At 64.3% G+C, this 20630-nt stretch carries 6 protein-coding genes; all 6 read left to right on the top strand.

The genetic code is table 11. The features are described 5' to 3' along the window. Positions 1–9 precede the first annotated feature (9 nt). The 6 genes from KH389_RS09160 (at position 10) to KH389_RS09185 (ending at position 20570) form a co-directional block, all read left to right on the top strand. Positions 10–10311, top strand: coding sequence for a non-ribosomal peptide synthetase (locus KH389_RS09160; protein ID WP_213607243.1), 10302 nt, complete (start codon positions 10–12; stop codon positions 10309–10311). Further along, positions 10308–13463, top strand: coding sequence for a non-ribosomal peptide synthetase (locus KH389_RS09165; protein ID WP_213607244.1), 3156 nt, complete (start codon positions 10308–10310; stop codon positions 13461–13463). Before KH389_RS09160 ends, KH389_RS09165 begins: the two co-directional genes overlap by 4 nt. Before the next feature lie 306 nt (positions 13464–13769). Then, a complete protein-coding gene (locus tag KH389_RS09170) occupies positions 13770–16304 on the top strand; it encodes a TonB-dependent siderophore receptor (protein WP_213607245.1) in 2535 nt (844 codons plus the stop codon). Between the two features lie 185 nt (positions 16305–16489). Beyond that, positions 16490–16999, top strand: a complete 510-nt coding sequence (locus KH389_RS09175; protein ID WP_213607246.1) for an RNA polymerase sigma factor — start codon at positions 16490–16492, stop codon at positions 16997–16999. Further along, a complete protein-coding gene (locus KH389_RS09180; protein WP_213607247.1) occupies positions 17000–17953 on the top strand; it encodes a FecR family protein in 954 nt (317 codons plus the stop codon). It abuts the gene before it with no gap. A 106-nt stretch (positions 17954–18059) separates the two neighbouring features. Beyond that, positions 18060–20570: a TonB-dependent siderophore receptor gene (locus tag KH389_RS09185; RefSeq protein ID WP_116053330.1), complete on the top strand. Its 2511-nt coding sequence runs from the start codon at positions 18060–18062 to the stop codon at positions 20568–20570. Positions 20571–20630: the final 60 nt, after the last annotated feature.

Consider the following 20630-nt stretch of genomic DNA (forward strand, 5'->3'; position numbering starts at 1 on the left):
AGTAGTGGCGTGCAAGAATTGATCGGGGCGGTGGGCGAGCTGTCACCAAGGGAGCGCAAGGCCTTGGCGATAATGCTCAAACAGAAGGGCATCAACCTTTTTGGCATTGCCCCGGTATTCAAGCGAAAACCCGAAGAGCCGCTGTTGCTGTCGTACGCCCAGGAACGCCAGTGGTTCCTCTGGCAGCTGGACCCCGATAGCGCGGCCTATCACCTGTCCAGCGCGCTGTCGCTGGACGGCGATCTGAACGTCGAGGCCCTGGAGCGCAGCTTTGCAGCGCTGCTGGAGCGTCATGAAGCGCTGCGCACCACCTTTGTCCAGCACGCCGAGCAGACCCTGCAGCAGATTGCCGAGCACGTGCCGTTCAGCCTTGGCCGGGCGACCCTGGCCAAGGCCGACGCGGCGGCGATCAAGGCCTTCGTCGAGGCGCAGACGCGCAGCCTGTTCGACCTGCAGCAGGGCCCGCTGGTGCGTGCCACGCTGCTGCAGGTGAGTGCGACGCAGCATGTGCTGGTGATCGTGCAGCACCATATCGTTTCCGACGGCTGGTCGATGCAGATCATGGTCGACGAACTGATGCGCCTGTATGCCGCACATAGCCAGGGCCGGACCCTGGAGCTGCCCGCCCTGAAGATCCAGTATGCCGACTACGCCCTGTGGCAGCGCCAATGGATGGAGGCCGGCGAACGTGACCGCCAACTGGCCTACTGGACCACGCAACTGGGGGGGGAGCAGCCGGTCCTGGAGCTTCCCCTGGACCGCACACGCCCGGCCGAGCAGAGCTTCAGGGGCGCGCAACTGGGTATCGAGGTGCCCGTCGAACTGGGTGCAGGGCTAAAGCGCCTGGCCCAGGCCGAGGGCGTGACCCTGTTCATGCTGCTGCTGGCTTCGTTCCAGACCCTGCTGCACCGCTACAGCGGCCAGCCCGACATTCGCGTGGGCGTGCCGGTGGCCAACCGCAACCGGGTCGAGACCGAAGGCCTGATCGGGTTCTTCGTCAATACGCAGATCCTCAAGGCGCAGTTCGACGCGCCCCTGACGTTTCGCGCGCTGTTGCAGCAGGTACGCCAGTGTGTGCTGGCTGCGCAGGACCACCAGGACCTGCCCTTCGAGCAACTGGTGGACGCGTTGCAGCCGCAGCGCAACCTGAGCCATAACGCGCTGTTCCAGGTGATGTACAACCACCAGGGCGAGGCCCAGGGCAACCCGGCGGCGCAACTGCCGGGCCTGACCCTGGCGCCGCTGCACTGGGACAACCCCACCGCGCAGTTCGACCTGACCCTCAACACCTACGACAACCCTGAAGGCCTGGCGGCAGCGCTGACCTACGCCACCGACCTGTTCGAGGCAAGCACCGCCGCGCGCATGGGCCGGCACTGGCTGAACCTGTTGCAGGCGATCCTCGCCAACCCGGCCGGGCGCATCGACGAGTTGCCCCTGCTGGGCCCGGCCGAGCAGCAGGCAACCCTGCGCCAGTGGAATGGCCAGCCCCGTGCGTTCCCGGTCACACAGTGCCTGCACCAGATGATCGAGGCCCAGGTCGAGCGGACGCCGCAGGCGATTGCGCTGTGCTGCGGCGAGGCCCGGCTCAGCTATGGTGAACTCAACGAGCGTGCCAACCGTCTGGCCCACCGCCTGATCGAACAGGGCGTGGGCGCCGATGTGCGGGTCGGCCTGGCGGTCGAGCGCAGCCTGGAGATGCTGGTGGGGCTGCTGGCCATCCTCAAGGCCGGCGGTGCCTATGTGCCGCTGGACCCGGCCTACCCGAGCGAGCGCCTGGCCTACATGATCGAGGACAGCGGCATCGGTCTGCTGCTGACCCAGCCATCGCTGCTGGCGCAGTTGCCGCTTGACGGCGGTGTGCAGTGCCTGTTGCTGAGCGACGATACAAGCGGCTACAGCCCGCACAATCCACAGGTGGTGCTGACCCCGGCCAACCTGGCCTACGTGATCTATACCTCGGGCTCCACCGGCAAGCCCAAGGGCACCTTGCTTGCCCATCACAACGTGCTGCGCCTGTTCGCCGCCACCGAGCACTGGTTCGCGTTCGGCCCGGACGATGTGTGGAGCCTGTTCCATTCCTACGCCTTCGACTTCTCGGTGTGGGAGATCTTCGGCGCGTTGCTGTATGGCGGGCGCCTGGTGGTGGTGCCACATGATGTCAGCCGCTCGCCGGAGGACTTTAATGCCTTGCTGCTCAAGGAGGGTGTCACGGTACTCAACCAGACCCCTTCGGCCTTCAGTCAGTTGATGCAGGTGGCCTGTGCGCCCGAGCATGCCGGCGCACGCAACGCCTTGCGCCACGTGGTGTTCGGTGGCGAGGCGCTGGAGGTGAAGAGCCTGCGCCCGTGGTTCGAGCGCTTCGGCGACCGGCAGCCGCAATTGACCAACATGTACGGCATCACCGAAACCACGGTACATGTGAGCTACCGTCCGCTGCGCCTGGCAGACCTGGCGGGGGAGGCCGGCAGCCCGATCGGCGAGGCGATCCCGGACCTGTCCTGGTACCTGCTCGACCGCGCGCTCAACCCGGTGGCCAGGGGCTGCATCGGTGAGTTGTACATCGGCCAGGCGGGTCTGGCGCGTGGTTACCTCAATCGCGGCGACCTGACGGCCACGCGCTTTGTCCCCGACCCGTTCGGCGCTGCGGGCGAGCGCCTGTATCGCACCGGCGACCTGGCCCGCTATCGCGCCGACGGGGTGATCGAGTACATCGGGCGCATCGACCATCAGGTCAAGATCCGTGGCTTCCGTATCGAGCTGGGCGAGATCGAGGCCAGGCTGCAGGCACTGTCGCAGGTGCGCCAGGCCGTGGTGCTGGCCCAGGCGGGGGCCAGTGGCGCGCAACTGGTCGGCTACGTGGTGCCGCGCACGCCGGGCATCGACCCGGGCGAACTGCGCGAGGCGCTGAAGGCGCAGCTGCGCGAGGACCTGCCCGAGCACATGGTGCCGGCGCACCTGCTGTTCCTCGAGCAGTTGCCGTTGACCAGCAACGGCAAACTCGATCGCAAGGCCCTGCCGCAACCCGATGCCAGCTTGCTGCAGAGCGTCTACGTGGCCCCGCAGAGCGATCTGGAACAGCGCCTGGCGAGCATCTGGCAGGACGTGCTCAAGCTCGAGCAGGTAGGCCTGACCGATAACTTCTTCGAGCTTGGTGGGGATTCGATCATCTCGATCCAGGTGGTCAGCCGTGCACGTCAGGCGGGCATCCGTATCAGCCCCAAGGATCTGTTCCAGCACCAGACCGTGCAAAGCCTGGCCACGGTGGCGCAGGTCGGCACCGCCGGCACCGCGCCGGAACAGGTAGCACTGGTCGGCCCGACACCGCTGCTGCCGATGCAGCAGCTGTTCTTCGACAGTGTGCAGGTGCATCGTCACCACTGGAACCAATCGGTGCTGCTCAAGCCGTCGCAGGCACTCGACGCGTCGCTGCTCGAGCGTGCCTTGCAGGCGGTGGTCGCGCATCACGATGCGCTGCGCCTGCGCTTCGAGCAGCGGGCCGACGGCTGGCACGCCCACGCCGTCGCCGAGCCGGGCATGGCGCTGCTGTGGCATCGCGAGGCGGCGTCGCTGCACGAGCTCGACAGTTTGGGCGAGGCCGCGCAGGCCAGCCTGGACCTGCAGCATGGCCCGCTGTTGCGCGGCCTGCTGGTCGACCTGGCGCAGGGCGAGCAGCGCCTGCTGCTGGTGATCCATCACCTGGCGGTGGACGGCGTATCGTGGCGCATCCTGTTCGAGGACCTGCAACAGGCCTACGCCGCCTTGCGTGACGGGCAGGCCGTGCAGCTGCCGCCCAGGACCACATCGATCAGACGCTGGGCGCAGTGGCTCCAGCAGCATGCGCGCAGTGAAGCGGTGCAGGCCCAGCTGGATTACTGGCAGCACCAGTTGCAGGGGGTGGCGCTGGCGTTACCGTGCGAGCACCCGCAAGGCGACCTGAGCAACCGCCAGGCTGCCAGTGTCAGTACGCGCCTGGACCTGGCGCAGACCCGTCAGTTGCTGCAGCAAGCGCCCGCCGCCTACCGCACCCAGGTCAACGACCTGCTGCTGACCGCGCTGGCCCGGGTGCTGACCCGCTGGACGCAGGCCCCGGCAGTGGCGCTGCAACTGGAAGGGCATGGCCGCGAGGAGCTGTTCGAGGACCAGGACCTGACCCGCACCGTGGGCTGGTTCACCAGCGTGTTCCCGCTCAAGCTGACCCCGGCCGCAGGCCTGGGTGACTCGATCAAGGCAATCAAGCAGCAGCTGCGCGCCATCCCCGACAAGGGCATCGGCTTCGGCGCCCTGCGCTACCTGGGCGACGAGGCGGCGCGCCGTGCGCTGGGCGAGCTGCCGACGCCGCGCATCACCTTCAACTACCTGGGCCAGTTCGATGCCAGCTTCGCCGACGCCACCGCGTTGTTCACGCCCTGCGGCGATGCGGCCGGCAACCCGCAAAGCGCCGAGGCGCCGCTGGACAACTGGCTGAGCATCAATGGCCAGGTCTACAAGGGCGAGCTGGAACTGAACTGGACCTTCAGCCGCGCCATGTTCGATACCGCCAGCGTGCAGCGCCTGGCCGATGCTTATGGCCACGAACTGTGCCTGCTGATCGCGCATTGCTGCAGCCCCGAGGCCGGTGGCGTGACGCCGTCGGACTTCCCGCTGGCGGGACTCGAGCAGGCCCAGCTGGATGCCTTGCCGATTGCCGCGCCTACCCTCAAGGACCTCTACCCGCTGTCGCCGATGCAGCAAGGCATGCTGTTCCACAGCCTGTACCAGCAGGACAGTGCCGACTACATCACGCAGATGAGCCTGGAGATCGACGGGCTCGACCCCGTGCGCTTTGCACGCGCCTGGCAGGATGCGGTGGACGCGCACGACATCCTGCGTACCGCATTTCTCTGGCAGCCGCCGCTGCTGCAGCCGTTGCAGGCGGTGCTGCGCCAGGCCACGCTGAGTTTCGAGGTGCACGACTGGCGTGAGCGCGACGACCTGGCACAGGCGGTGGCCGCGCTGGCTGGCAACGAGCGCCGCCGCGGCTTCGAGCTGGGCCACGCGCCGCTGTTGCGCCTGCACCTGGTGCAGAGCGGGGCGCAGCGCTACCACCTGATCTATACCCACCACCACATCCTGATGGATGGCTGGAGCAATTCGCAGTTGCTGGGCGAGGTGCTGCAACGCTATTGCGGGCAGGCACCGCAGGTCGCCGTTGGCAACTACAGCGACTACATCGCCTGGTTGCAGCGCCAGGACCGTCAGCGCAGCGAAGCCTTCTGGGGCGAGCAGTTGCGCGACTTGCAGGAGCCGACACGCCTGGCCCGGGTATCGACGCCTGCCGGCGATGGCTATGCCAATCACCACCTGACCCTGAAGGCCGCCGACACCGGGCGCCTGCAACGCTTTGCCCGTGAACAGAAAGTCACCGTCAATACCCTGCTGCAGGCGGCCTGGCTGTTGCTGTTGCAACGCTATACCGGGCAAGCATGCGTGGCCTTCGGCGCCACGGTGGCGGGGCGCCCAGCCGAGCTCAAGGGGGTCGAGCAGCATATCGGGCTGTTCATCAACACCTTGCCGGTGGTCGCCAGCCCGCGCCCGGAGCTGACGGTCGGCCAGTGGCTGCAGCAGGTCCAGGCACAGAACCTGAGCCTGCGCGAGCATGAGCACACACCGCTGTTCGAAGTGCAGCGCTGGGCCGGCAAGGGTGGTGAGGCGCTGTTCGACAATATCCTGGTGTTCGAGAACTACCCGGTGGCCGAGGTACTGGAGCAGGCGGCGCCAGAGGGCCTGCGCTTCGGCGCGATGGAGCAGCACGAACAGACCAACTACCCGTTGACCCTGGCCGTGGGGCTTGGCGACGAACTGTCGTTGCACATGAGCTACGACCTGGCGCACTTCGCACCGGCCACGATCGAGCAGATCGCCGCGCAGCTGGGCCACCTGCTGCTGGCCATGCCCTCGGCGGCTGATCGGCCCCTGGGCACATTGGCGCTGATGGAGCAGGCCGAGCAGCGCGAGGTGCTGGCCGAATGGAACCCGGCGCCTGCGCAGTTCGCCAGCCAGCGCTGCCTCCATGAACTGATCGAAGCCCAGGCTGCGCGTGCGCCGGGCTCCATCGCGCTAACCCTGGGTGACGCCCAGCTCAGCTACCGCGAACTCAACGAACGTGCCAACCAGATGGCCCATGCGTTGATTGCCCAGGGCATCGGGCCAGAGGTGCTGGTGGGCCTGGCCTGCGAGCGTAGCCTGGAGATGGTGGTCGGCCTGCTGGCGATCCTCAAGGCTGGCGGCGCCTATGTGCCACTGGACCCGGCGTACCCCGAGGACCGCCTGGCCTACATGATGGAGGACAGCGGCCTGAGTGTGGTGCTGGCCCAGTCGCACCTGCAACTGCCAGTTCCGCAAGGCGTGCGCACGTTGCTGCTGGACGATGACTTCGGCGCCTTCGCCATGCACAACCCGGCACTCTCGCTGGACCCTGCCAACCTGGCCTATGTGATCTACACCTCCGGCTCCACCGGCAAGCCCAAGGGCGCGTTGCTCGCGCACCACAACGTGCTACGCCTGTTTGCCGCCACCGAACACTGGTTCGCCTTCGGGCCGAGTGACGTGTGGAGCCTGTTCCACTCCTATGCCTTCGACTTCTCGGTGTGGGAGATCTTTGGTGCGCTGCTGTATGGCGGCAGGCTGGTCATCGTGCCGCAGGCCACCAGCCGGGCACCGGAAGAGTTCTTCCAGTTGCTGTGCGAGCAGGGGGTCACCGTGCTCAACCAGACGCCATCGGCGTTCAAACAGCTGATGCAGGTGGCCTGTGCCCCCGTCAATGCAGCAGCCAAACCCGCCCTGCGTTACGTGGTGTTCGGTGGCGAAGCTCTCGACGTGCACAGCCTGCGCCCTTGGTTCGAGCGCTTCGGCGATCAGCAGCCGCAACTGATCAACATGTACGGCATCACCGAGACCACGGTGCACGTCACTTACCGTCCAGTCAGCCTTGAAGACCTGGCCGGCGATGCGGCAAGCCCGATTGGCGAGCCGATCCCGGACCTGTCGTGGTACCTGCTCGATGCCGACCTGAACCCGGTGCCAAAAGGCGCCATCGGCGAGCTGTATGTGGGCCAGGCCGGCCTGGCGCGTGGTTATCTCAAGCGTGCCGATCTCACCGCCACGCGCTTCGTGCCCGACCCGTTCTCGGCTCGCGGCGAGCGCCTGTACCGCACGGGCGACCTGGCGCGTTATCGCCAGGATGGCATCGTCGAATACGTCGGCCGCATCGACCATCAGGTCAAGATCCGCGGCTTCCGCATCGAACTGGGTGAGATCGAGGCACGTCTGGTGCAACAGGCTGCGGTGCGCGAAGCGCTGGTGCTGGCGGTGGACGGGCCGAGCGGCCAGCAACTGGTGGGTTATGTACTGCCCCACGATAACGCCGCCGACCCCACGGCCCTGCGGGAAGAACTGAAAACCCGGCTCAAGGCCGAACTGCCGGACTACATGGTGCCCACGCACTTGTTGTTCCTGGAGCAATGGCCACTGACGGCCAACGGCAAGCTCGACCGCCGCGCCCTGCCGGCCCCGGATGCGAGCCTGCTGCAGGCCGAGTACGTGGCGCCGCAAGGTGATCTGGAGCAGAGGATTGCCCAGGTCTGGCAGCAGGTGCTGGAGCTGTCGCGGATTGGTCGCGACGACAACTTTTTCGAGCTGGGTGGCCATTCGTTGCTGGCTACCCAGGTGGTGGCGCGGCTGCGTCAGGTGCTGAGTGTCGAGGTGGGTTTGCGTGACCTGTTCGGCACGCCGACCCTCGGTGCCTTCGCCGCCTTGCTGGCTCAGCGCGATGGCCGGTCGCGCGCGGCGCTGCCGAGCCTGCAGGCCTACGGCGAGCGCGCCACGGCGCCGCTGTCGCTGGCCCAGCGTCGGCTGTGGGTGGTCGAGCAGTTCGCCGCGCCCAGCGGCGCTTATGGCATGCCCCTGGCGCTGCGCCTGGAAGGCGAACTGTCGGTGCCGCTGCTCGAAGCCAGCCTGGCGCAGTTGATCAGGCGCCATGAAGTACTGCGTACCGCGTATGTGGCCGATGACGACGGTGATCCACTGGCAGTGGTCAGCACAGACGTGCCGCTGCCTCTGCCGCTGCTGGATCTGTCGATGCTGCCAGCAGGGGAGCAGGAGGCGAGGGTGGCCGAGGCGATCGAGCACAATGCCCGCCAGCCCATCAGCCTGGTGCAGGCACCGCTGTTGCGTGGCCAGGTGATACGCCTGGGTCAGGAGCGCCACGTGCTGCTGTTCTGCATGCACCACATCATCTCCGATGGCTGGTCGCTGGCGCTGCTGAGCAACGAAGTGGTCGAGGCTTACGCCCGCCTCAAGGCCGGGATCCAGACGCCGTTGCCGCCCTTGCCCTTGCAGTATTCCGATTATGCCCAGTGGCAGCAGGCCCTGGAGCAGGCGGGAGTGATGCGCGAACAGGCTGCCTTCTGGCAGCGCACCCTGGCCGGTCACGACGGGCTGCTGGTGTTGCCGGCCGACCACCCGCGCAAGCCCCAGGCCAGCCATGCCGGTCGCGACCTGCACTTCAGCCTGCCGACGGCCCTGCACGAGCAGCTCAAGGGCCTGTCACGTGCCGCCGGGGTCACCCTTTACAGCACCTTGCTGGCGGCATTCCAGGTGATGTTGCACCGGCTCAGTGGCAGCCACGACGTGCTGGTCGGGGCGGACGTGGCGGGGCGCTCGCAGCCTGAACTGGAAGGCCTGATCGGCTTTTTCATCAACGTGCTGCCGCTGCGTTCACGCTGGCAGGAGCAGCTGTCGGTGCGCGAGTACCTGGCCCAGGTCCAGGACACCGCACTGAGTGCGTTCGAACACCAGGAGTTGCCATTCGACCAGATCGTCGAGGCTGCCGCGACGCCTCGGCACAAGGGCGCCAACCCGCTGGTGCAGGTGCTGTTCGTGATGAACAACCTGCCGGTGCGCCAGGCGGCGATGGACGCGGTGCGGGTCGAGGCACTGCCGATGGGCGGTGGCTACTCCAAGTTCGACATGGCCCTGTTCATCGACCAGGAGGCCGACCAGTTGCATGGCACCTGGCAGTACGCCAGCGACTTATTCCAACAAGAACGTATCGAGCTCTGCGTGAAAGGCTGGATGACCATTCTCGAACAGATGGTGCGTGATCCAGATAAACGTCTAGGGGAAATCAACATGCCTACCCATACCGCGGCCCCTGTGGCTGCGCCTGCAACACCCGCTGCACCGAGCAAGGCCGACAAACTGGGCAAGTTTCTGAAGAAGGCCCAGGGGCCGGCAGCGCGCCCTGCGGTAGCCTCCATGCGCGAGAGCCTGATGGTGCCGGGCCAGGCGTTCCCGCTGCTGTGGGAACCGACCGACCCGGGGCTGGACCTGATCCAGTGGATCGAGCACAACCGCCCACTGGTGGAGCACAAGCTTGCCCAGCATGCCGGCATCCTGTTCCGTGGTTTCGCCCTGCGCGATATCCACGCCTTCGAAGCCTTTGCCGAAGCGGTGCAGCCTGGCCTGTATGGCCAGTACGGTGACCTGCCGAAGAAGGAAGGCGGCAAGAACACCTACCGTTCGACGCCGTATCCGGAGAAGAAGATGATTCTTTTCCACAACGAAAGCGCGCATCAGGATCGCTGGCCGCGCAAGCAGCTGTTCTTCTGTGAGCAGCCTTCACCCGTGGGGGGCGCCACCCCGGTGGTGGACTGCCGTCTGATGTACCAGAAGCTGCCGACCGAGCTGCGTGAGCGCTTCGAGGGCAAGGGCCTGCTATACGTGCGCACCTTTGCCGACAAGCTCGATGTGTCGTGGCAGCACTTCTTCAAGACCGAGGTGCGTGCCGAGGTCGAGGCGCGCTGCAGTGCGGCGGGCATCCAGTGGACCTGGCTGGACAACGACGAACTGCAGATCCGCACGCCGTGCCCGGCGATCATCAGCCACCCGGTCACGGGCGAGAAGAGCTTCTTCAACCAGGTGCAGTTGCACCACATCTACTGCCTGGACCCGGATGTGCGCGAAGACCTGCTGGCACTGTTCGGCGAGCAGCGCATGCCCCGTCATGTTTACTACGGCGACGGTTCGCCGATCGAGGACGAGGTCATGCAGCAGATCGGCGACCTGTACGAGGAATGCGCGGTGCGTTTCGAGTGGCGCAAGGGTGATGTGATTCTGCTCGACAACATGCTTGCCGCCCATGCTCGCGACCCCTTCGAGGGGCCGCGCAAGATTGTCGTGGCGATGGGCGAGATGATCGAACGCAGTGCCCTGGAGGCGCTGCCTGACACACAACAGCGGACGATGGCAAAGGACGAGGCGGGCGCATGAGCACGGCACAGCTGGAAACACAGGACACAGGCCTGGCCCTGCTTCCCGAGCAGGAAACCTGGGTCGCGGCATTGAATGCCGGTGCACGGCGCGAGGCCATCGCGCATTGCCTGCGCGTCGATATCCACGGCGAGCCGGATGTGCCGCGCCTGCAGCAGGCACTGGACAGCCTGCTGGCGCGACACGCCGCCCTGGCCATGCGCCTGGGCAGCGTGGCCGGCTATCACGGCCAGCGCCAGTTCATGCCCGAGGCATCGGCGCAGGCGTTCGACCTGCAGGTGCAGCCGGATGTGGCGCCCGAGGCGTGGCTCGCCGAACCCTGGCCTGCGGCAGGCCCGTACGTGCAGGCCTTGCTGTCGCGTGTGACGCAGGGGCGGTGGGTGCTGGTGCTGGCGCTGGCCCGCTTTGTCGGTGATGCCGGCAGCCTCAAGGTAATGTTCGACGCGCTGGTACAGGCCTACCTGCACGCTGCTGCGGTCGACGACGAGGAACCGGGGCAATTTGCGCAATACCTGGAGTGGCGCAGCGAAGTGCTGTTCGACGAAGATGCCGACACCGCCAAGGCGTACTGGCAGGCGCACCTGCCGGCCAGCGAAGCGTGCGTTGCGCCCTGTTTGCCATACCGCCGTGCCACGGCCCAGCCCGCAGCCGCGCTCAAGCTTGAGGCTACGCTGGAGGCGCCGTTGCAGGCGCAGCTGGCTGGCCTGGCGCAACGCCTGGGGGTAACGCTGGACACCGTGCTGCAGGCAGCCTGGTGGACGCTGCTGGCACGCATCAGCGGGCGCCATCGGTTTGTCGGTGGCTGGCGCCACGACGGGCGCAAGGATTACGCGTTCTTCGAGAACAGCATCGGGGTGTTCGAGAAAACCCTGCCGCTGGTAGTGCATGTGGATCAGGAGCAACCCTTCGAAGCGTGGGTTACCGACCTGGCGGCGCAGCTCGAGCAGCATGCAACCTGGCAGGAATATGCCGCAGGCAACCTGCCGGTGGCGTATGAAAACCCGCTTTACGGCTTTGCCGCGCGCGCTGCCTTGCTGGAGCAGGTTGTCGGCACTGCGCAGTGGCAGGCGACCCGCCTGGCCGAAGCACAGCCCCGGTTCGAGTTGCTGCTGAGCGTCAGCGACACGGCCTTGCGTCTTGACGCCGAAGCGGGGCGCTACAGCCAGGTCGGTCTTGAAGTGCTGCTCGGACAGTACCAGGCGCTGCTGCACAGCATCGCCGCGCACAGTCGACAGGCCCTGGGCCGGCTCAACCTCTCGGGGGCTGCGGACAACGCCGCGCTGCTTGCCCTCAACCCCGCAGTGCGTGCGCTGGAAGACCGGGTGCTGTTACCCGAACGCATCGCCCAGTGGGCCGCCATCACCCCGGACGCTCCGGCGCTGGTCAGTGCCGGCGTGACCCTGAGCTACGCCGAACTTGAACAGCGCGTGGCACGCCTGGCGTTCGACCTGGTGACACTCGGCGTGGGCCAGGGTGGGCGGGTAGGGCTGGCCTTGCCACGTTCGACGCAATGGGTGGTGGCCATGCTGGCCTGTTGGCGGGTGGGCGCCGCGTACTTGCCGCTGGACCCGCAATGGCCGGTTGCACGGCAGTTGCAGATGCTGGAACAGGCACAGCCAGGCCTGGTGCTGACCGAGCAGGCGCATCTGGCCCAACTGGCCGGGCAGGGTATGGTCGTGCAGGACATCGCGCTGCTGGGCCACGTCGACGGCGATGTGGCCAGCCCTGCGCTCAGTGCGACCGATGTCGCCTATGTGCTGTTCACCTCCGGCTCCAGCGGCACGCCCAAAGGCGTGGTGGTGGAGCATCAGCAGTTGCTCAACTACGCCGCCGGGGTGTGCCAGCAACTGCAACTCGATGCATGCCGTCACTTCGCCCTGAGTTCCACGGTGGCTGCCGACCTTGGCAACACCGCGCTGCTGGGCGCGCTGTACCTGGGTGCAGCGCTGCATGTAGCCGACGACGACAGCATCCAGTCGCCCGAGGCGTTCGCGCATTTCATGCGTGAACAGGCCATCGACTGCCTGAAGATCGTGCCCTCGCACCTGGCCGCGTTGCTCGAAGCCCAGGCGCCGCACCTGCCGGCGACCCTGGTGCTGGGCGGTGAAGCGATCGGCGTCTCGCTGCTGCAGCGCATTGCCGAGATTCGTCCGGACTGTCGCGTGTTCAACCACTATGGGCCTACCGAAACCACCGTGGGTGTGTTGGTGCATCGGGTGACAGCGGCGGATATGGACGCAGGGAGTGTGCCCTTGACCGAGGTGCTGCCCAACAATCAGGTGCTGGTGCTGGATGAGCACCTTCAGGCGGTGGCCATTGGTGAACTGGGCGAGCTGTACATCGGTGGACGACAACTGGCGCGTGGCTACCTGAATGCGCCCGAGCAGACGGCACAGGTGTTCATCGAGCATCCGCTGCAGCCGGGTGAGCGGCTGTACCGCAGCGGCGACCTGGCACGCTACCGTCCCGAGGGCGGTGTACAGCTGTATGGCCGGCGCGACCAGCAGGTCAAGGTGCGAGGGTTTCGTATCGAACTGGCGGAAATCGAAGTGCAGCTGGCCAGCCTGGCGCAGGTCAGCGAGGCGGTTGCGGTGCTGGTCGACGCCGAGCCGGTGGCCTTCTTGGTGCTGCGTGAGGGCGCAGGTCAGGAGGCGGCTGCCGCAGTGACGGCGCAACTGGCCCTGAGGCTGCCGGCGCCGATGCTGCCACGCCATGTACAGGTGCTGGCGCAGATGCCGCGCCTGGCCAATGGCAAGGTCGATCGACAAACATTGCAGCAGCGTCCGTTGGCCACTGCCGAGGTGGCCTGTGTGGCGCCGCGCGATGCCGTCGAGGAACTGCTGGCCAGCCGCATGGCGCAACTGCTGGGGCTGGAGCGCCTGAGCGTGGAGCAGGACTTCTTCGCTGCCGGTGGGCACTCGTTGCTGGTGATCAAGCTGGTGGCGGGCATTCGCAAGTTGCTGCAGTGCGATGTGCACCCCGGCGTGGTGTTCGACAACCCCAGCGTGGCAGCGTTGGCGCAGGCGTTGCGCTCGCAGGAGGCCGCCCCCGGGCAACTGGAAAAACTGGCGGCGGCACGGTTACGTCTGGACAGCATGACCCCCGAGCAGCGTGCACAGTTGCTGGCCAAGGCGCAGAACGCCAGCGCCTGAGGCGCGTCCGTGTTGCCGGAGCCCATCGACGTCGATGGGCTCCGTTCGCTGTGACGTTTCAGCTGCCGTGCAAGACGGTGCGCTATCTTTTTTCAGTATGTCTGTACTGAAAATGTGAACGATTCCTAAATTTTTCATTTTTAATTCGTCTTCCATTGGGTTCCACGAAGAATCCGATGGAAGTCCGGCCTGCGTGCCCCTTAGGCATTGGCGCGGAAGTGGCAGCAAGGAATGCCCATTGACTGATCAGTGGCCCTGAAGAGGCGACGATCTTCCGACGAATGATATCTGGGGTGATCCAACACTATGAAGGTTGAGCAAAAAAGGCGTGCACCACGTGTGCTGAAAAATTCACTGGCCACCTGGCGTACTTCGGCTTCCATCATCGTGTTGGGGTTGGCACTGGGTGCCAGCGGCGGTGTGTATGCACAGAGTGTGGCGGTCAATATCCCCGCCCAATCGCTGGAGAAGGCCCTGATCGATCTGGGCAACCAGACCGGTTTGCAGATTCTCTACGGGCCTGACCTGGTCACTGGCAAGAAGGCCCCGGCCGTGGTGGGCACCATGGAGCCGCAGCAGGCGCTGGAGCAGCTGCTGCGCAATGCCGGGCTGAGGTATCGCATCGAAGACAACACGGTGTTGCTGACCAATGAAGCCGCTTCAAACTCTGCGCTGGAACTGGATACCACCACCATCCAGGGCCAGGGCATGGGGCAGATGACCGAGAATACCGGTTCCTATACGCCCAGCCTGACCAGTGTCGGCTCCAAGACCCCGACCAGCCTGCGCCAGACCCCGCAGTCGGTTTCGGTCATTACCCATCAGGTGATTCAGGACAAGGGCATGGTCGATCTGACCGATGCCATGAAGATTGCACCAGGCATTACCGTGCAGAATTCCACCGACCGGCTGTCGACCTACTTTTCTCGAGGTTTTGCCATCGAGAACATCCAGATCGATGGAGCGGCGCCCATGGCCCTGGGTACCACGGCAGGCAGCTTCTACTCGAACAAGAACTACAACCTGGTAGAGTTCGATCACGTCGAAGTCCTGCGTGGGGCCTCGGGTCTTTTCGGCGGCACTGGCGATCCGGGCGGCATCATCAACCTTGTGCGCAAGCGCCCATTGGACACCTATCAATTGAAGGTCGAGGCATCGGCCGGTTCCTGGGACAACTACCGTACGCAACTGGATGTCACCGGCCCTATGGCCTTCGACGGAAAACTGCGCGGACGATTGGTCACCGCCTACACGGACCGGCAGTATTTTCTCGACGAACGAAGCACCGAGCTGCCCACGATCTACGGTGTGCTCGAGGCCGACGTGCTGCCCGGCACTCGCCTGACCGTGGGCGGGCGTTACGAGCGTATTCATGAAAACGGTTCGGGAACCGGGCTTCCGCGTTTCAGCACCGGCGGTGATCTGGGCCTGCCACGCCATACCAACCTGAGCCAGAGCTGGGCTTATCAGGATGGCCGCTCGCAGGAACTGTTCGCCAAGATCGACCATGAATTGTCTGACCGCTGGAAAGTGAACCTGAGCTATACCCAGACGCAAGATGTGGGTATGAAAAAAGGCTCCTTTTCCGTGGGCGCGCTCAACCCGGTCACCGGGCTCGGCCCGATGTGGCTCGGTTCGAACTCTCGCTATCGGAGCGACCAGCAACTGTGGGACGTGAACGTTGCCGGAAAATTCGACCTGCTGGGCCGTGAGCATGAATTCCTCATGGGCGCCGACCATCAGCGCATCACCAGCCGCTGGCAGGGTACGCCACAATTGGCCGGTGCCTTTGGCGCCATCGATGTCTACGACCCGAAGTCGACCCCCTGGATCGAACCACCTATCCGCAAGGACTGGGTCAGCGACTATGACCCCAACTCGCAAGTGCAGTACGGGCTCTACTCCACGTTGCGGATGCACGTTGCCGATCCGCTGCACCTGATCGTCGGCGCCCGGGTGCAACGCTACAAGTTCGACCAGGTCTACCGCGAGTTCGATGGCAGCACCGGGGCGTGGTCAGTGGCCTCGGACGTGTCGGTCCGTGAACCGACGAAGGTCGTGCCCTATGGCGGTGTTGTGTATGACCTGAATGAGGAGTGGTCGGCATACGCCAGCTACTCGGAAATCTTCAAGCCGCAGCAAAGCAACCTTCAAGGACCGCTGCCGGGAAGCCCGGTCGAGGCCATGACCGGTGAAACCTATGAAACCGGTATCAAGGGCGAGTTGTTCGGCGGTGCGTTGAACACCTCGATCGCGCTGTACTACACCAAGCGCGAAAACCAGGCCGTCGAAGACCCTGCCTACCCGTTGACCTCGGTGCTGTTCGGAGGCAACTGCTGCTACCTGACCCAGGGCAAGGTGGTCAGCAAGGGCATCGACCTTGAGGTCAGTGGTGAGGTGTTGCCGGACTGGAGCGTCATTGCCGGCTATACCTACAACAACAACCGTAACCGCAACAACGGTGATGTGTTCAGCGGGGTCACGCCCAAACACCTGTTCAAACTGTGGTCGACCTACCGTCTGCCGGGCGACTTCAATGACCTGAAGATAGGCGGTGGGGTCAATCTCCAGAGCGCGAACTATGTCAACGGTTCGGCATCGGTACTGGACCCTGCCACCGGCGCAGTGGTGGGCAACGAGCGCTACGAATACCGCCAGGCCGGCTATGCGGTGTGGAATGCCATGGCGGAGTACCGGCTTGATGATCACTGGTCGGTGCTTTACAACCTCAACAACGCGTTTGACAAGAAGTACTACTCCACTGTCGGCTCCTCGGCACTGGGCAACTGGTACGGCGATCCGCGCAATCACATGCTGACGTTGCGTGGTACGTTCTGGTAATCCGCACTCTTTTCGAAAAGCCCGTTCTGATGCGGGCTTTTTTGTGGGCGGTGGCGGCTTAAACGGAGGTCGTCCGCTTCCTGCATGACGCCAATGTTTTTTGATATTGCGAACGATTCTCAAAATTCGTACCCTAGCGCTCCCGCCACCTGTGCTCCTGCACATGGATCGCTCTGGAGTGTGCATTGGATAATCTGGATCGGTTGTTTCGCCTCTATCACCGCGAACTGCAGCAGATTGCCTACCGCCGCCTGGGCGATCGGGAAATGGCGGCAGACCTCACTCAGGACGCCTTCGTGCGTTACGTCGGCCTTGACCGTCAACAGCGCACGCATTCGATTGCCAATCCGCGCTTTTTCCTGATCCGCGTGCTGCGCAACCTGATCATCGACCTGGGGCGCAGCCGCACTCGGCGTGGGCCGGTCGGCTCGCTTGACGAGGTCGAGCATGAACTGCTCGATCCATGTCCGGGACCCGCCGCGCTGTTCGAGTTGCGCCAGCAACTGATGCTGTTGCAGCAGGCCCTGGACGAATTGCCCGTCAACTGCCGCCAGGCCCTGCTGCTCAATCGCCTCGAAGGGCTGGGCCATGCGGCCATCGCCGAGCGGCTCGGGGTCTCGGTGAGCATGGTCAGCAAGTACATCATGAGCGCCTTGCTGCACTGTGCTCGACGCCTCGAAATGATGGATGACTGAATGAGGCGCGAGAGCAGCGGTTTTTGTTCAGGCAAGGCATCCACAGTGCTGACCGAGCAGGCCTTGCAGTGGTTGGTCGACCTGCATTCGGGCGACGCCGAGGCGCCTGCCTGGGACGCCTACCTGCAGTGGTGCGAAACATCACCGCAACACCAGCATGCCGCCCACGCGGCGGAGCGCCTGTGGGAGCGGCTGGGCAGTGCATTGGAGCGGCCGCCTGCATCGTCGCGCAGGGTGCCGTTGTTGGGTTTGACAATAGCCTTGAGCCTTGCGGGGGGGCTCTACTGGCAGGCTCAAACCCAAGGTTGGGTAGCCGACCAGGTGACCGCTCTGGGCGAGCACCGCACGTTGAACCTGGCCGATGGCTCGCGCCTGGAGCTGGCGCCGCACACGCGTGTGGATATAGATCTGGAAGGCGATCGCCGGGTGTTGCGTTTGTACGCCGGGGAGCTCTTCGTGCAGGTCGCAGCCGATGCACAGCGCCCGTTCGAGGTACTGGCTGGCAACGGGCGGATGCGCGCGCTGGGTACCGGCTTCGATGTGCGACGCGAGGGCGAGCAGGTGCGGATGGTGGTGACCGAGCATTCGGTGCGGGTGACGCTCGAGGGGGATGCGCAGGCTGTTGACGTTGACGCCGGCCAGGCGGTGCAGTTCGGTCCGCACGGCCTGGAGGATGCGCAAGCGGTGGATATCGCATCGGCAACCGCGTGGCGTCGCGACCGCCTGGTGTTCAACCAGCAGCCGCTGGGTGAGGTGCTGGAGCAGATCGGCCACTACCACCGCGGCCTGATCTGGGTGCGCGACAACGACCTGCGCCGCTTGCCGGTCACCGGTGTCGTTGCAACCGATGACACTCACGCCCAGTTGCAATTGCTGCAGCGCACCTTGCCGCTACGCGTGCGGCAGTTCCCATGGTTGACCGTGATCGAGCGAGACGACGCACGGCAAAAGTAGGGCCTGCGCAGAAATAATTGATTGTTGCCACTGTCGGGTTTCAGAGGGCTGACGTCTTTCCTTTCGAGATTGATTTTTATTTCGCTGATTTCAGCAGGGGAGCGTTATGCCGTATCTGATCAGACAAACCGCCTTGAGCCTGGCGATCGTGACAGCGAGCTGCGTGGGTGTCAGCCTACCGGCCAGGGCGGTGGATCACCAACACGCCGTTGAGCAGGTCTTCGATGTTGCGCCAGGCCCGCTTGACCAGGCACTGACGCGGTTTGCCGATCAGGCGGGGTTGCGCCTGATGGTTGCCAGTGAAGTAGTGACCCGCCAGCATTCGCAAGGGCTGCACGGGCGTTACGCGGTACAGCAGGGGCTTGATCGATTGTTGTTGGGCAGTGGCTTGAGCGCCAGGCTCAGCGGCGATGTGATCCTGGTCGAAAGAACTCCTGCGCTGGGGGCGGCTCTGGAACTCGGTACCACCACCATCCAGGGCCAGGGCATGGGGCAGATGACCGAGAATACCGGTTCCTATACGCCCAGCCTGACCAGTGTCGGCTCCAAGACCCCGACCAGCCTGCGCCAGACACCGCAGTCGGTTTCGGTCATTACCCATCAGGTGATTCAGGACAAGGGCATGGTCGATTTGACCGATGCCATGAAGATGACGCCGGGTATCACTGTGCGCAACTCGAACGAGCGCATCAACGACTTCTACTCCCGCGGCTTTGCCATCGAGAACATCCAGATCGATGGTGCAGCCCCCATGGCGCTGGGCACTACAGCGGGCAGCTTCTATTCAAGCAAGGTCTACAACCTGGCCGAGTTCGATCACGTTGAAGTACTGCGTGGTGCTTCAGGCCTTTTTGGTGGTACGGGCGACCCCGGTGGCATCATCAACCTGGTGCGCAAGCGCCCATTGGACACCTATCAATTGAAGTTCGAGGCGTCTGCGGGTTCATGGGACAACTACCGTAGCCAGGTCGACATCACGGGGCCGATGGGCTTCGACGGCAAGCTGAGGGGGCGACTAGTAGCGGCCTATACCGACAGGCAGTACTTCATGGATGAGCGCAGTTCGCAGAGCCCTACGCTTTACGGCATCCTGGAGGCGGACGTGTTGCCCAGCACACGCCTGACCATCGGTGGACGTTCCGAGCGTATCAATGAGAACGGTGCCAGCGCCGGCCTGCCTCGCTACAGCGACGGCAAGGATCTTGGTTTGCCGCGCCATACCAACCTGAGCGAGAGCTGGGCGTTCCAGGACGGTCGGTCGGATGAGGTGTTTGCCAAGGTCGACCACGAGCTGTCGGATGACTGGAAGCTTAACGTCAGTTACACCCAGACTCAGGACTCCGGGTTGCAGAAGCGCGCGTTCAACGTGGGCAGTGTCAACCCGGTGACGGGCACCGGGGCAACGCGCTTCGGCAGTGTGGCGCGCTACCGCAGCGATCAGCAATTGGCGGACGTTAACCTGGCGGGTAAATTCAACCTGTTCGATCGCCAGCATGAGTTTTTGATGGGGGCAGATCATCAGCGAATCACCAGTCAATGGAGGGGCACCGGGCAACTGGCAGGCGCCTTCGAGCCAATCAACGTGTTCGATCCCGGTTCCACGCCGTGGCCAAACCCACCCACCACCAAGGATTGGCTGGCTGATTACAACCCCAATACCCAGATCCAGTACGGTCTCTACTCGACCCTGCGGCTGCAACTGGCCGAACCTCTGCACCTGATCGTTGGTGCTCGTGCGCAACGGTACAAGTTCTATCAGACGTATCAGGAAAGGGGCGTTGCACCGGCTTATCTTTCTACCCGAGAGCCCACCAAGGTGGTTCCATATGGTGGCGTGGTATATGACCTGAATGATGAGTGGTCGGCGTATGCCAGCTATTCGGAAATCTTCAAGCCACAGCAGAACAAACTTGAAGGCCCAACGCCTGCACCGGGTACCGAATCCAGCAATTCGATCGAACCCATGACCGGCAAGACCTACGAAACCGGTATCAAGGGGGAGCTGTGGGGCGGTGCCGTCAACACCTCCTTCGCTCTGTATTACACCAAGCGTGAGCACGAGGCTGTTCTGGACCCTGCTTATCCGGTAACGACCGTTCCGTTTGGTGGCAGCTGCTGTTATGTGACGCAGGGCGAAGTGGTCAGCAAGGGTGTGGACATGGAGGTCAGCGGTGAGCTGCTTCCCGACTGGAGCCTGATGGCGGGTTACACCTATAACCACAACCAGAATCGTAACGACGACACGGTGTTCAGCAGCCTGACCCCCAAACACCTGTTCAAGCTATGGTCCACATATCGTCTGCCAGGCGAATTCAATGACTTGAAAATCGGCGGCGGGGTGAACCTGCAGAGTGCCAACTATGTCAGTGGAACCGCAGCGGTGCTGGACAACACAGGTGCGGTCATTCGCAACGAAAGCTATGAATATCGCCAGGCAGGCTACGCCGTGTGGAACGCCATGGCCGAGTATCGTCTCGATGATCATTGGAGCCTCACCTACAACCTCAACAACGTGTTCGACAAGACCTATTATTCGACAGTAGGCTCTTCGGTTGCCGCCAACTGGTACGGTGAGCCGCGTAACCACATGCTGACGTTGCGGGGTACGTTCTGGTAATCGCCAACGCCACAAAAAAGCCCGCAACGCTGCGGGCTTTTTCATGGGCGCCACCTGCCT

This window comes from Pseudomonas qingdaonensis (assembly GCF_018398475.1).
GTDB lineage: Bacteria > Pseudomonadota > Gammaproteobacteria > Pseudomonadales > Pseudomonadaceae > Aquipseudomonas > Aquipseudomonas palmensis.